This is a genomic window from Nostoc sp. DedQUE09 (assembly GCF_034530915.1).
Lineage (GTDB): Bacteria > Cyanobacteriota > Cyanobacteriia > Cyanobacteriales > Nostocaceae > Nostoc.
The window spans coordinates 1-14,408 of sequence record NZ_JAVRCE010000025.1 but is presented as its reverse complement, the minus strand read 5'-3'; the positions used below and the strand labels follow the sequence as shown (position 1 = coordinate 14,408).

At 42.3% G+C, this 14,408-nt stretch carries 16 protein-coding genes and 1 tRNA gene; 8 read left to right on the top strand and 9 right to left on the bottom strand.

All coding sequences use genetic code 11. The annotated features are described in order from the left end of the window. Window positions 1–35 precede the first annotated feature (35 nt). From RMY27_RS17220 to rfbD, 6 genes are all read left to right on the top strand, one after another. Window positions 36–1,334, top strand: a complete 1,299-nt coding sequence (locus RMY27_RS17220) for a glycosyltransferase family 1 protein (RefSeq protein ID WP_322665219.1) — start codon at window positions 36–38, stop codon at window positions 1,332–1,334. 27 nt (window positions 1,335–1,361) lie between these two features. After that, complete coding sequence (locus RMY27_RS17215; protein ID WP_322665218.1) at window positions 1,362–2,423, top strand: glycosyltransferase family 1 protein; 1,062 nt, start codon at window positions 1,362–1,364, stop codon at window positions 2,421–2,423. A 102-nt stretch (window positions 2,424–2,525) separates the two neighbouring features. After that, window positions 2,526–3,602, top strand: a complete 1,077-nt coding sequence (locus RMY27_RS17210) for a glucose-1-phosphate thymidylyltransferase (protein ID WP_322665217.1) — start codon at window positions 2,526–2,528, stop codon at window positions 3,600–3,602. Between the two features lie 113 nt (window positions 3,603–3,715). Further along, window positions 3,716–4,261, top strand: coding sequence for a dTDP-4-dehydrorhamnose 3,5-epimerase (rfbC, locus tag RMY27_RS17205; RefSeq protein ID WP_322665215.1), 546 nt, complete (start codon window positions 3,716–3,718; stop codon window positions 4,259–4,261). 161 nt (window positions 4,262–4,422) lie between these two features. Next, entirely contained in the window at window positions 4,423–4,572 is a 150-nt protein-coding gene (locus RMY27_RS17200; protein WP_322665214.1) for a hypothetical protein, read from the top strand. A gap of 92 nt (window positions 4,573–4,664) precedes the next feature. After that, window positions 4,665–5,555, top strand: coding sequence for a dTDP-4-dehydrorhamnose reductase (rfbD, locus tag RMY27_RS17195; RefSeq protein ID WP_322665213.1), 891 nt, complete (start codon window positions 4,665–4,667; stop codon window positions 5,553–5,555). A gap of 87 nt (window positions 5,556–5,642) precedes the next feature. On the opposite strand, the gene RMY27_RS17190 is transcribed toward rfbD, so the two are convergent. Then, window positions 5,643–6,383: a 2-phosphosulfolactate phosphatase family protein gene (locus tag RMY27_RS17190; RefSeq protein WP_322665212.1), complete on the bottom strand. Its 741-nt coding sequence runs from the start codon at window positions 6,381–6,383 to the stop codon at window positions 5,643–5,645. A gap of 332 nt (window positions 6,384–6,715) precedes the next feature. Here RMY27_RS17190 and RMY27_RS17185 point away from each other — a divergent pair, with 332 nt between their 5' ends. Together RMY27_RS17185 and RMY27_RS17180 are read left to right on the top strand one after the other, a co-directional pair. Next, window positions 6,716–7,135 carry a BlaI/MecI/CopY family transcriptional regulator gene (locus RMY27_RS17185; protein ID WP_099102645.1) on the top strand — a complete coding sequence of 140 codons (420 nt, stop codon included), beginning with the start codon at window positions 6,716–6,718 and terminating at the stop codon, window positions 7,133–7,135. Then, window positions 7,135–7,974, top strand: a complete 840-nt coding sequence (locus tag RMY27_RS17180) for a M56 family metallopeptidase (protein WP_322665332.1) — start codon at window positions 7,135–7,137, stop codon at window positions 7,972–7,974. Before RMY27_RS17185 ends, RMY27_RS17180 begins: the two co-directional genes overlap by 1 nt. Before the next feature lie 108 nt (window positions 7,975–8,082). Here the strand turns inward: RMY27_RS17180 and RMY27_RS17175 are convergent, their stop codons facing one another. The 8 genes from RMY27_RS17175 to RMY27_RS17140 form a co-directional block, all read right to left on the bottom strand. Then, the gene (locus RMY27_RS17175; protein ID WP_322665211.1) at window positions 8,083–8,430 is read right to left on the bottom strand and encodes a hypothetical protein; all 348 of its coding nucleotides are present in this window, start codon (window positions 8,428–8,430) and stop codon (window positions 8,083–8,085) included. Window positions 8,431–8,611: 181 nt separating this feature from the next. Continuing rightward, window positions 8,612–9,250: a hypothetical protein gene (locus RMY27_RS17170; RefSeq protein ID WP_322665209.1), complete on the bottom strand. Its 639-nt coding sequence runs from the start codon at window positions 9,248–9,250 to the stop codon at window positions 8,612–8,614. A 72-nt stretch (window positions 9,251–9,322) separates the two neighbouring features. Beyond that, a complete protein-coding gene (locus RMY27_RS17165) occupies window positions 9,323–10,573 on the bottom strand; it encodes an AAA family ATPase (protein WP_322665207.1) in 1,251 nt (416 codons plus the stop codon). A gap of 210 nt (window positions 10,574–10,783) precedes the next feature. Next, the gene (locus tag RMY27_RS17160) at window positions 10,784–11,962 is read right to left on the bottom strand and encodes an aminotransferase class V-fold PLP-dependent enzyme (RefSeq protein WP_322665204.1); all 1,179 of its coding nucleotides are present in this window, start codon (window positions 11,960–11,962) and stop codon (window positions 10,784–10,786) included. 24 nt (window positions 11,963–11,986) lie between these two features. After that, window positions 11,987–12,058, bottom strand: a tRNA-Asn gene (locus tag RMY27_RS17155). A gap of 148 nt (window positions 12,059–12,206) precedes the next feature. Beyond that, window positions 12,207–12,755, bottom strand: a complete 549-nt coding sequence (locus tag RMY27_RS17150; RefSeq protein WP_109011419.1) for an NYN domain-containing protein — start codon at window positions 12,753–12,755, stop codon at window positions 12,207–12,209. Window positions 12,756–13,018: 263 nt separating this feature from the next. Further along, window positions 13,019–13,696 carry an ABC transporter ATP-binding protein gene (locus tag RMY27_RS17145; RefSeq protein WP_322665200.1) on the bottom strand — a complete coding sequence of 226 codons (678 nt, stop codon included), beginning with the start codon at window positions 13,694–13,696 and terminating at the stop codon, window positions 13,019–13,021. A 13-nt stretch (window positions 13,697–13,709) separates the two neighbouring features. Continuing rightward, window positions 13,710–13,982 carry a hypothetical protein gene (locus tag RMY27_RS17140; RefSeq protein ID WP_190731518.1) on the bottom strand — a complete coding sequence of 91 codons (273 nt, stop codon included), beginning with the start codon at window positions 13,980–13,982 and terminating at the stop codon, window positions 13,710–13,712. Window positions 13,983–14,408: the final 426 nt, after the last annotated feature.

Sequence of the window (14,408 nt, the reverse complement as noted above, 5' to 3'; positions counted from 1 at the left end):
AATTTGCATAAAAATAGTTTCAAATAGGTTTTAGGATGAAGATATTTATAGATTGTACTCACACTGCAAAACATACGTATAAAAATACTGGAATTCATCGAGTAGTTCGAGAGCTAACTTCTGAATTATTGCAAATAAGCTCAAACCGCACAGATATAGAAATAGTAGCGGTTATGTTTGATGGTAGTTTTATGCGGAGGGTGACTAATCTTAATCAACAGCAAAACGACCATTTGATCGAGGTTAACAAATATCTCGCTCTAACTAAAATAAATATAAAATTTCAAGCTCTGTTTTTGAAGCTAAAAAATAAATTTATCAATTTTTTTTATAGATTAAATCTAATTGATTGGTTTGATTCAAATTCACTAAACAAAAAAGTTTTCCTTGAATTTGAAGATTCTATAATCCAGTCAGGAGATATTTATGTTATAGCTGATGCTAATTGGGATTTACCTAAAACTTACTACCGGTTTTTACAACTTTTGAAAAGGCATAAAGTTACTATTGTAGTTATATGCTATGACCTCATTCCAATAAAATTTCCAGAGTTTTCTTCCAAAAGATTTACTAAAGCTTTTACAAAATTCTACAGCGATTATTCGATTTTATTTGATAAGGTATTATGTATTTCTAAGAAGAGTGCTGAAGATTATAGTGATGCGAAAGTTCAAGGAATATTAGGTAGTAATAATTCACAAATTGTTCAAAGCTTTCGCTTGGGCAGTAACTATTATAAACAGGATTTGTTACTAAGTGAAAAAAATAATATCTTTAATGTAAAGTTGCAGAAATTACTTAATAAAAAATATATTTTAGTAGTTGGAAGCTTAGTACCTCACAAAAACATTAAAACTATTATTGCAGCCTTTGATTTATTGATGAATTCTAGTCAGGATGATGTATTTTTAATTTTCGCAGGTAATAAAGGTTGGGACTCAGAAACTGATCGTTTGATAGAATCTAATAAAATGTATGGCAAGCTCATACAAATACTAGGTTCAGTGAGCGATGCTCAACTAGATTTTCTCTATCAAAACTGTTACTGTTTAGTTCAAGCCTCTTTTTATGAAGGATTTGGATTACCTGTGGTAGAAGCACTTCAACACTGTAAACCTGTAATCGCCAGCAATGGTGGTTCTTTGCCTGAAGTCGGAGGCGATTTTTGTAGATATTTCTCTCCTACTCAACCAACAGAACTGTATGAAGCTTTAAAAGAACTACTTGATTCAGAGATTTACTACAATAATTTGGTAGAGCGCATCAAAAATGAGTATGTACCATTCTCATGGCAAGAATCTGCTGAAGAGTTTCTCTCTTGTTTGTATAATTAAATTCAGTTTAAATAAAAGTTTAAAAATTTGCTGGTCAATCTATCTTTTTTATCTAAGAAACCTACAGGTATCACAACCTACGCTTTAAATATTCTTGCAAATCTGCAATCTCTCAAACTGACATTATTAACTTCACAGTCAATTTCTGGTTATGAATGCTATGAAATTTCACCAAAATTAACACCAGACCACGGCACAAAAGGTCATTTTAAGCGCCTGATTTGGACACAATTTCAATTACCACAAATATATAAAAATCTCAAATATAGTCTTTTATTCTCCCCACTACCGGAAGCACCCCTTTATAGCAACTGTCGTTTTGTCGTCACATCTTTTGACATGATACCGTTGCGCTTTGCCAAAAGCTTCTCACCACTCACAGCCTACCACCGCTACTACACTCCCCAAGTTCTTAAGCAAGCACAACACATTATTTGTATCTCCCAGACTACGGCTAAAGATATCACCGATTTTTACCAAATTCCCGTCAGCAAAATTACTCCAATTCCTTTAGCGCATGATCGCACTCACTTCCATCATCTTAACCTCCCCACCAGCAACTACTTTCTCTACATTGGCCGCCAAGATCCTTACAAAAACATTCAGCGACTCATCAGTGCTTTTGCGGCGTTACCTAACTGCAAAGACTATGAACTATGGCTAGTAGGGCCAATTGATTCGCGTTATACCCCGACTTTAAAAGTGCAAGTTGCTGAATTGGGTGTAATTAATCAGGTGAAGTTCCTTGACTATGTTCCTTACAGTGAATTACCAAAAATCATCAATCAAGCGATCGCTCTGGTTTTTCCTAGTCTCTGGGAAGGTTTTGGTTTACCTGTTCTCGAAGCAATGGCTTGTGGTACTCCCGTCATTACCTCCAATCTCTCTTCTTTACCTGAAGTGGCTGGCGATGCGGCGATTCTAATCGATCCCTACAACACTGGAGAAATTACAGAGGCGATCGCCTGCATCGCCTCTAATTCGGAATTGCGATCGCGCCTTTCTAGTGAAGGTATCACTCACTCTCAAAAATTCAGTTGGGAAAAAACAGGAAAAGCAACCTCCGAGGTGTTATCCCGTTACCTATAAGCTAACGCCAGAATTTAAATGCAATGATTTGGGATTTTGTCAAGATTTCAGATTATCTTGACTAATGACTTGTAATTAATCCTAAATCCTGATGAAAGCACTATGAAAGCACTCATTCTTTCTGGCGGTAAAGGTACACGCTTGCGTCCCCTCACCTACAGCGGAGCAAAACAACTTGTACCAGTTGCTAACAAACCTGTTTTATGGTATGGCATTGAAGAAATGGTTGCGGCTGGTATTACTGATATTGGCATCATTATCAGTCCAGAAACCGGGGCAGAAGTCCAAGGGAAAACCGGAAATGGAGAAAACTTTGGAGCGAACATCACCTACATCGTACAATATCAGCCACTTGGACTTGCTCACGCTGTCCAAGTCGCTCGTCCTTTTTTAGGGGATTCTCCCTTTGTCATGTACTTAGGAGATAACTTGATTCAACTAGGTGAGTTACGTTATTTTCTGCAACAATTTCGTCAACAACAGCCAGATGCTTTGATTCTCTTACGTTCAGTTGCTAACCCTAGTGCCTTTGGTGTGGCTCAGGTGGATGAAACAGGACGGGTATTACAGTTAATTGAAAAACCTAAAATTCCTCCTTCAAATCTAGCATTGGTAGGGGTTTATTTCTTTTCTCACCTCATTTATGATGCGATCGCAAATATCCAACCTTCCACCAGAGGCGAGTTGGAAATCACTGATGCTATTCAATACCTAATTAATCAGCAAAAGCAGGTTGTAGCCCACAATCTCCAAGGCTGGTGGTTAGATACTGGTAAAAAAGATGATTTATTAGAAGCTAATAGATTGATTCTCGATACCTATCTGACAGCATCAGTTGTGGGCGAAATTGATGCCCAAAGTCAGATTATTGGACGAGTCCAAATCGGGGTAAAATCTAAAGTAATTAACTGCACAATTCGCGGGCCAGTAGTCATTGGTAACAATTGTCATTTAGAAAACTGTTTTATTGGTCCTTATAGTAGCATCGCTAACAATGTCACACTCATTGATACTGATTTAGAACACAGCGTTATTTTAGAAGGTGCTAAAATTGCCGGCATCCATCAGCGCATTATTGATAGTGTGATTGGACAAAGGGCACAATTGAGTCTTGCACCCCGTCGTCCTAAAGCCTTGCGATTTATGATTGGCGATGACTGTCAAATTGAACTAACCTGATTTACTTATTCAAAAGAAAAAAGCCACAGTCAAAATCTTATTCTAATACCTGTAAAATACAAGTATTAAATTATTCTCATAATTAAGACTGTGGCACATTACTTATAATATTAATGAGCATTGTACATACCAAAATCCCCGAAGTTATCCAACTCGAACCCCAAGTATTTGGAGACGATCGCGGTTTATTTTTTGAAGCTTACAACCACCAAAAATTTGCTCAAGAGATAGGGATTGTTACGAACTTCGTCCAAGATAACCACTCTTGCTCTAAACAAAACGTCCTACGTGGATTGCACTATCAAATCCAACAACCCCAAGGTAAACTCATTCGGGCGATTGTTGGCACGATTTTTGACGTAGCCGTAGACATTAGAAAAAGTTCGCCTACCTTCGGTAAGTGGGTAGGTTATGAACTCAGTGCTAAAAACAAACGTCTACTGTGGATACCACCAGGCTTTGCTCACGGCTTTCTGGCACTTTCAGAAATAGCCGAAGTTCTCTACAAAACTACAGATTATTACGCACCCCAAAGCGATCGCACAATTTTATGGAACGATCCAGATTTAGCGATAGATTGGCCCCTGAGTGAACCACCAATTTTATCAGCTAAAGATCAAGCTGGTAAATCTTTCAGAACTGCTGAAGTATTTGATTAAGTAGTCATTGGTCATTGGTCATTGGTCATTTGTCATTGGATTTTGTCAGATACCCAGCCTCTTGGGATACCCTAAGCTTACTTTTATGGTGGGCGGAAAAACTTTGTCTTTCATCAGACTAAGGTGATTTCTCATAAAAAAAATACCTCTGTTGATGAGTTTTGACTACTTCGACTTCGCTCAATACAAGTTCGCTCAACTCTCGACTGCTCAGTTGGTTGAGCGGAGTCGAAACCAACGGCTATGGTAAATTTATTACTAGAATTCACCTAATTCAAACCACGTTAAAAAGTGGGCGTGGCTTCTCTTGAAAAAATGACAAATGACAAATACTTCTTTACGAGAGGCTACGCCAACGGCTTCGCGGTAGTTGAGCGCAGTCGAAACTCAGTACAAGTGACAAATGACAAAATCAATTTTGCTGATTGGTAGCAATGGTCAAGTGGGTAAGGAACTACAACAAATCCTCTCATTTTATGGCGATATTATCTCAGTAGCACGCCCAACAGTAGACCTTGCCCAACCCGATACCCTCTGCAACGTTATCAGATCCAAGCAGCCGCAAATCATCATTAATGCCGCCGCTTATACTGCTGTAGACAAAGCCGAAAGCGAACCCGAACTTGCTACCGCTATTAATGCGACTGCACCCCTAATTCTTGCCCAAGAAAGCCAAAAGTTAGGAGCTTTTTTAATTCATATTTCGACTGATTACGTTTTTGATGGCAATGGCTGTAGTCCTTACCAAGAAACCTACACAACTAATCCCTTGAGTGTTTATGGTAAAACCAAACTCGCCGGAGAAGAAGCTATTCGGGAAACTTGCGCCCATCACCTCATCCTCCGCACTGCTTGGGTTTATGGAACCTTTGGCAAAAGTAACTTTGTCAAAACCATGCTGCGACTAGGTGCAGAACGCCAAGAACTCCGTGTTGTCGCCGATCAAATTGGTAGCCCGACTTGGGCACAAGATATAGCGGCAGTTATAGCCCAGATAATTCCCCAGTTAACGCCAGAAATTAGCGGCACTTATCATTACACTAATAGCGGCGTTGCTAGCTGGTATGATTTTGCCGTTGCCATTTTTGAAGAAGCCCAACAACTAGGCTTCCCTTTGAAAGTTGAACGTATTGTCCCTATTACAACTGCCGAATATCCCACACCAGCCCGTCGCCCTGCTTATTCTGTCCTTGCTTGTGGAAAAATTGCCACAATTCTAGGGACTTATCCACCCCATTGGCGACAAAGACTCCGGCAAATGCTCACAGATTTGGAAATTGGGCATGGGGCATAGGGCATGGGGCATTGATTATTCTCCCCTGCTCCTCTGCTCCTCTGCTCCTCGGTCACTGAGCGTAGCCGAAGTGCTGCTCCCCACTCCCTATTTCTTTTGACTTTTTAATACTCCCGTTTCATGTTGTATGGGCAAGACATCTAAAATATCAGTTTGGGAACAATATTTTAAATCTTCGTGACAGTCAAGACGTAACAATCGTTGTCCGTGACTAGCTTGGTGAATTAATCCTAATAAGTTATCTTGCCATTGAGAGTAAAGAGCGATCGCACTAATTACTTCATCGTTACCAGCGAGTTCTTCAGGTGACAGCTTGGTTTGCTGCAAAATACTATGAGCGATCGCACCCGCACAAACTGTATCCTCTAAAGAAAAACTGCCTTCCCAACCGGAACCGACAATCCACACTGTCTCTGGTTGCTTATCTAAGAGAAATTGCACCACCGCCGCCCGGTTAATCAAGGCTGCTGCTAAGACATTTGGGGAGTCTTGTACCCTTTGTAAAGCACGAGTGCCGTTTGTGGTACTGATAAACAAACGCCGCCCTTGCACTAATTCTGGTGTGCAGTCGAGGGGAGAGTTTCCCAACTCAAAACCAGCTACTTTCGCGCCGCCGCGTTCTCCAGCCCGCAGACGTTTTTCAGGGGGCCATTTTTCGCTAACTTCAATTAACTGATCTAAATCGCTGAATACTTGTACAGCTTCGCCTCCAGATGCCAAGACAGTCGCTATTGTGCTAGTGGCTCGCAAGACATCGACTGCGATCGCACATTCTGGCGCTTTATCCGTTGGAGTCAATTCAGGAGTGTGGTATACGAATAACTTCACGGGCTGGATACACCTGTTTTAATACTACTGCCGCAAATAACATTCTACCTAGTTGGTGTCACTAACTATAGTCACAATTATTCGCAAACAATTTTTTAGCATTAAATATGCACAATGTAGCCAATTCAATACAAAAATACTCAAAAAGTCTATTTTTATGCTTTTAGACTTTCATATTTGCTGCACTATCCTGTAATCTAAAACAAGAATAGATTTTCTCAAGCTGTATTTGGCATTCCAAGTTAGCACCACTACGCATCCTGACTAATGCTTGGCCAAATAGAAAGTAAAATTTTTACCTTTACTCCGCTCATCCCAAATCGAAAATCGCTATGGCACCTTTACCCGACTACCGCCCTAAACAACTATCTTTAGGCCCGTTGGAAGCGGAAATTTTAAATATTATCTGGGAACTTGGTTCAGCCACAGTCAAGGATGTACACGATCGCATTCTCGCCGATCCCAACCGCGAATTAGCGTATACTTCTGTCACCACAGTTTTACGTCGCCTCACTGATAAAGGTTGGCTAGCCTGCGACAAGAAGGAGCGGGCATTTTATTGGCGGCCAATGCTGAGTAAGCAGCAATCAGATGTTATCAAAGCTCACGAGCAGTTACAGCGATTTCTAGCGGTGGGGAATCCCGATGTTGTTGCTGCCTTTGCTGATAGTCTGGATGAAGCAGCTAGCGAGCAAATAGCAGCGATCGCCAAACGTATTCAATCTGCACGCCAAGCCAGGGAGGAACAATGATGCATCTGATAATGATTTTGAATGCTTTGGCAGTTGCCTGGTGGTTAAGATCCTCTTGGAATCAACGTCAAGGCAATTGGAGTCGGCGGTGGCAGCGATCGCTATTTTTGTTTCTCTTTCCGCCCTTGCTAATTTTCATGACTGCGATCGCTGTCCTGTTCATGGGGCCTCAAGGACAAATGGGTGGGATGTACACAGGCTCAGTTAGCTATTTACTAGCATTAATTTATTTAGCATTTTTTGCCATTTCATGCATTAAACTTGCCTTCCAGGGTTGGCAGTCTGTAGAATCTGCCCGTAACTGCCCTTTAGTGAATGTTGGCGATAGACGAGCCAGACTGCTGCAAACAGGCGCGTTGTTTGCAGGTCAAATCGGTTTTTGGCAACCAGAATTAGTAGTTAGCCAAGGATTAGTGCAAACTCTCTCACCGGCTCATTTAGAAAGCGTCTTAGCCCATGAGCAAGGGCATCACCATTACAGGGATACGTTCTGGTTTTTCTGGCTGGGTTGGGTGCGTTCCTGCACTGCATGGTTGCCGAATACAGAGCCTTTGTGGGAAGAATTGTTAGCTTTGCGCGAACTCCGTGCTGACGGTTATGCAGCATTGCAGGTAGACCCTCTGGTGTTAGCAGAATCACTTTTATTAGTGGTTAGTAGCGGCCCCGTCTTATCGGAAATTTGCTGTGCTGCCTTAGGTTCCTCTGGTGCAGATCGCTTAGAACAAAGAGTAGAAGCCCTATTAGCACCACCAGAACCAACCCCAGAAGCTCAATTACAATCTTGGCATGGCTTTCTGTTGGCGTTCCTGCCTCTACTGTCTGTGATATTTCATAGTTAAATTGAATTTATAGCAGGGAACAGGCAATAGGCAATAAGCAACAGGCTTGCAAGTATCTTGATATCGGCGTTTTACGAGCAGTTTATATTCTAAACTATATTTCAACTGCTATAAAAAGCTACTACAGCCCAAAGCTGCAACGGTAGCGGCATCGGTCGTGTCTGTAGCAACTTCTGCTTTCCCTGTAGTAACTTCCGCTTTGACGTTTCCGTGTTTCGCGCAAGCTGTAGCAACTTCTGCTTTAACGTTTCCGTGTTTCGCGCAAGCTGTAGCAACTTCTGCTTTAACGTTTCCGTGTTTTGTGCAAGCTGTAGCAACTTCCGCTTTGACGTTTCCGTGTTTCGCGCAGGCTGTAGTAACTTCTGCTTTAACGTTCCCGTGTTTCGTGCAGGCTGTAGCAACTTCCGTCACGACTGTAGCAACATTGGTTATGTCTGTAGCGATGTCGGTTGCCACATCACGATGAAAATTTTGAATATAGCGGTTCCCAATTCATGGAACACAGACCTAACCCCCAGCCCCTTCCCTTCAAGGGAAGGGGAGTAAGATTCAAAGCCTCTCTCCTTTTAGGAGAGAGGTTTGGAGAGAGGTCAAAAATGTACTACACCCAAGCGAGAACCACTATAGGGTTGTTATATTACTCTTCTTCTAGCAACTGTTCTATATATTTTTGCACCAAAGGCACTTGAAAAGCATTGCCTTCTGGAGTCAAAATTTCTTTTCGCGTTAGTTTGCGAATAACACCTTTGTCTTGCTGCGTGGGAGTTTCCCCGTAGATTATCCGGCGTAAGAGAGAGCGTAGGCGTAGCCCGTCGTAGACATCGCTATCTGTTAAACTCTTCCATAATTCCCGAAAATACTGATCGCCTCGCTCAAGCACAACAGGTATAACTTCTTGAACGTCCTGTGCAGTAGCTTTTGCTGTATCAGCTTCTCGCCTATTTCTTCTAATATCGCGGTTTAGCAACTCCACCACTTCATAACACACCAACTGAACGAGATAAGGTTGACAGCGAGTAAGTTGAATAATTGCATCTATAGCAGTTGGTTCATAGATATTGCTGAAGTTCTCTACTGGCTGTTGAATCAAATCGCGGGCTTCTAACTCGTGCAGATAAGTCATTCGCAAAGCACGGGTGTTAATTAGATAGTCACTCCAGTAATAATCAAGTTCAAATAACTCCTGTGAACCACTAAAAAGTAAAATCCACTTGCGTTGATGTTGCAGCAGGTTACGGATAAAATTTAGTGGCGCACGGCTGCTTGTTGCTTTCACTACCTCACCCAGGCGTTCATATTCATCCAAACAGAGGAGAAATTGCTTACCAGGATTCCTGCGTTCTATTTCTCATAACCAAGTTTGCAGCGCTGGAAATGGATCTTCAGCTAGTTTATTGGCATCTGAATTAGGCAAGTATACTTTGCGGGGTAATCGCCGTGCAGCTTCGATAATTTGTTGAGCTAAATTTTTAGCCAATCCTTTTAAGGTTGTGGCTGATGCTGCTCCTTGTAAATCTACCAGCAAAGGTACAATATTTGCTTGTATTCTGTAAGGTATATATTTCAGCGCTGAAGTTTTCCCTGTCCTCCGCCCACCATAGAGTAACAAGACTGGCGGTTGCTCAGACCAGTTGCCGATATCACCTACAGTTACACCAATGAATTGGGGTATCTTACCTAGACGCACTGGTAAATCCCAAACTAACCGACGCAGCCATAATTGCCATCGCTGTCCCTTGGATGGGGATTTAGCTTTAGTAAGCTGTTGTTTAAACTGCTGTTTTGCCCACTTGATTGTCTTGCCTTGTTGACGTGCTTCCCACAAATAGGAACCAGCTAATTGCAACTTGTAAGGATGACGATCGCCCCATTGCTGGGCATAATTCTGTTCGTCTACACTCAAAGCAGCACCATTTGTAGAGCGAGTTGGTAAGCGCGACAGTTCAATAGCCTCATCTGTAGTTAGTTCATTCAAATAAATAGTGTGACCAATATTGAAAAAATTAGAGACAAACCGATGCTCGTTAGCATAAACATCCAGTTGTTTACGCGAAGCCACCACTAGCATCAAGGCGTTCCTATCCATCAGCGATCGCAAATTGTCATAAAATCCATTATCGAATTTATCGGGATGTTTCAAAAGGCTTTCAAAATCATCCAAACAGAGAACAGGTAGCTTTCCTTGCTGTTTCCATTGCTTAACCGCATCTGAAAATGCTTGACGATTAAGCGGTTTAGTCTTCCAACAATTTTGCAGACTGCGTTGTTGCCATCCCTGAACGTGATTCAGTAAACCTTCCGCTACAGCCTCATAAAAACCCGTTTCAGTTTGGCAATCTACACCCCGTAACGGTAGGTAAATTACCACATAATTACTGCTGTTGTTTAATATTCGCTGCTGCCAGGTCAGAACGAAATAATGCAGCAACGAAGATTTACCAATGTGCTTGTCACCAACTATATTAATACTTGTAGGCTGATCGCCCTTCATCCGAGATGCGATCGCGTGTAATTCATCCTTACGACCGACAAATAGTCTGGGATCTTCAATCATCCCCGCAGCCACAAAAGGATTAGAAGGCAGCGCTCCAGAAGCCATGTAAAGCGTTATCCTAGTTTCAGCAATTTAAGTGCAATCACTTAAAAGAATAGCACTGAGTGCAAAACAGACCCTTGATGCGATCGTTACTTCCCTGAAACTATAGCAGTTCCTAGTCAGGTAAGGTACATCATAGCCCCCTCCTCGCTTGCGGGGAGGGGGTTGGGGGTGGGGTTCTCATAACTTACAAAGGCCGAGAAGCGCTATAGATTAACCTGAGAGCAACCCCTTTAAAACCTTTGCCAAATACTCATACTGCTCAAAAGTATTGTAAATCTGCGCCGAAATCCTTACCAACAGCCGAGGTTTTTCCTGCCACGGCATCACCTGCACTTGAATACCAAACTTATCAAACAACTCATCGTGTACAGACATAAAATCGCGGTTTTCCAAAGTCACAGGCATTGGCACAACTGCCATTGAACCAATCATCTCCTCTGGACAAGGCGGCTGCACTTCCAGCGCTTCACAAAGTAGCCGTCTTCCCTGCAACACTAGCTGATGATTTTGCTGTCTTAATTCTGTCCACCCACCAGGTAGCAAGGAACCCATAAAAGCGATCGCTTCCGGTACACACATATAAGCTGTAGGATCGTCTGTACCTGTCCAGTCAAATTCCAACTGAAAACGGCTTTTATCAATGCGTGGCGAGTTTGTCCCGTGGCTAATTGTTAGAGGACGAATTTCTGACTGTTTATCTCGTCGCACATACAAAAATGCTGCCCCTTTAGGCGCACACAACCATTTATGACAATTCCCCGTGTAATAAGTTGCGCCAATCTCTCGCAAATCGAGAGAAATCATTCCAGGCGCATGTGCCCCATCTACCAACGTATCTATACCCCGTTGTTGCAACTCCTTCGCCAACTCTTGAATCGGGAAGATTAACCCTGTCTGGCTGGTAACATGATCCAAAAGTGCTAATCGTGTTTTTGGTGAAACTCGCTCAATTACTGCTGCGATTACTTGCTGTGGTGAGTCAATAGGGAAAGGAACTTTTGCCACCACCATCCGCGCACCAGTGCGACTGGCAATAAAATCAAGTGCATTGCGGCAAGCATTATATTCGTGGTTAGTTGTAAGTATTTCGTCCTCTGGTGAAAACGTCAGCGACCTTAACACCGAATTAACGCCAGTCGTTGCATTGGGGACAAATACCAAATCTTGGACATTAGCACCCATAAACGTAGCTAGCTGACTTCTGGCATTGTCTAGCAGAGGTTCCCATTCCCTACCAAAAAAGCGTAAGGGTTCATGTTCGAGCTGCGATCGCAGCCTTTGTTGAAATTCCAGCACTTGTTTAGGACAAGCACCAAAAGACCCATGATTCAGAAACGTCACAGCCGAGTCAAGCGACCATAAGTCTCTGATGGATAATCTAGAATCCAAAATTTGAAATCCAAAATTGATAAACTCCCCAGGCTGGATTCGAACCAGCGACCAATCGATTAACAGTCGATCGCTCTACCACTGAGCTACTGAGGATCACTCACGATTTATAATATTAGGGCTAAAAATAGTATTTGGCAAGTACTTTCGCCAATATTTTTTTTAGAAACTTAATTTAGAGAATTATTTGCAGCCAAAATCGATTCAGGAACTTAAGCAGAGACTCTTAGATACTAAATATCTATTACAATCCCATTCGTAATTCAGCTAGACGCTGCCGCGCTTTAGCATCAATGGCATTAGCTAAAAACCTACTCTTAGATTGTTTGCGCGTATGATACTTTTGTCGCATCCGGCAGACAGTGGCTTCCACTTCCCCACAGAGTTGCTGTGCTGACAACCATTCAGCCCCATACCCTTGGATCATCAACTGTTGTGCCCGATCTGATGTAGCAACAATCACACGAGAAATCAAAGATTGGGCTATTTGGTGGCGAAAAGAAGCGCAGGATTTTTCGATATAAGTATCTGCTGTTTGCCCAAAATCAGTGTAATAAACAGATAAAAGCTCAGTAATAATTTCTTTATTACTAGAGCAATTTTGATATTGGGCATCAAAAACTATTTGAGTTGTGTAACCTTGAAACGCACTATAACCAGTCATCGCTTCCACAAGCTCGCCCCGTGCAGCCTCTAGTCCAACGCTATCACGCGTTTTTTTAAGGCAAGGCCAAGCACCTATGATATTGTAGCCGTCCACTAACAAAACGGCTTGGAGTAAGGAACGGGGCATGGTTTTTAATCACAATTTTCTAGAGTTAACAAAATTCATTCATAAGTTTTATAATAATTGATGCATAGTCTGTAACACTATGTTACACAGAATAAAAAATACGGCAGCCTCACAAAACTCAAACCTCAGATAGACACACCAACTTAAAACGCGCCTTTGTTTAAAAGGCGCGTTACAGTTCTTTTTTAGTAGTATTCAGGAGTACTGAATGCAATGAATTTTACTCAGCACTCAGCACTCAGCACTCACTACTCAGTACCTAATTAAGAGGCTTCGCTCTGTACCTCCATCAGACGTTGTTTGAGACGTTCGGCTTCACCACTATCAACCAAAGAGCCTTTTTCTAACAAGAAAGCGCCATCACAGTAATTTAGCTCATCTAATCGATGTGTCACCCAAAGGGCTGTAATACCTCGACTTTTGACAAGGCGGCGGACACCAGCAACTAAATCCAACTGGCTATCTGGATCTAGTAAAGCAGTGGGTTCATCTAATAATAGAACTTCACAGCGACGGGCGATCGCACCTGCGATCGCGACTCGCTGTTTTTGTCCCCCAGAAAGTGCATAAATAGGGCGTCGTTGCAAAGTAAGCAAATTCACCGCCCCTAACGCCTCTTCAACTCTTGCTCTGGTAGCAGCAGGTGGCAACTTTTCTTCCACCAATCCAAAAGCCACATCAGCACCAACTGTTGGCATCACCAGTTGATGATCCGGATTTTGGAAGACAAAGCCAACAGGGTGCAAAACCCGAATTTCGCCAGATTTAGGAGCTAATAACCCCGCCAGCAGTCTCAGTAAAGTAGATTTTCCACTGCCATTTGTACCCAAGAGCATCCAAAACTCACCCTTGGGTACTTCTAAAGAGCAAGATTTGATAACTTTCTCTCCATTAGGCCAGCTGAAATTTAAATCCTTGACCTCAATGCCCACTTGAGCCATTTGTCAACCTTGGTTACTCAGCAGCTACAGCGAAAAAGCCAGGTGGTCTGCCGCCACCAGGGGTTGTACCATCTTTCTGAACAATCTGCACCCCAGAAATTTCACTAGCGCGGACAGCAATTTTTTTCTCTGTCTTGCCTTCGCACTTGAGTTCTACAATGTCAGGATTCCCAGAACGGATTGCTGCCAAAATTAGCTGATAGATAGCCTCAGCATCCTCTGCTGACTTACGTTGTACCGAGATAGGGAAAGCAGTGTTTCTGATGCTTAAATCGATGGTAAACATTTAGCAATAATCAAATTTAACTGTGGACTCATTTTAGCGTCAGCTGAGTGATTCTAGGGAAATGAGGATTGGGCATGGGGCATTGGGCATCAGTTATTTCTTCCATCCATTGCTCTTTTGCCTCTCTGCCTCTCTGCTTCTGATTCCCCATTCCCTACTCTCCATTTATCACCTTATCTGAATCAAAAATTAAATTTTATGAGAAAACCCCTAGAAAAATTAGCAATTTACACCTAATATAATTAAAGGTGTGTAAAAAATTGTAAACTTGGTTAACAACCTGGTTAACTTTCTGCTTATGGAAGGCTTTTATATTGCCATCTATAATACAGATACAACCTGTACTTATAAACATTTGGAGATTTGCTCTAATGACCATCGCAGTTGGACGTGCCCCTAGTAGAGGGTGGTTTGACGTTCTAGACG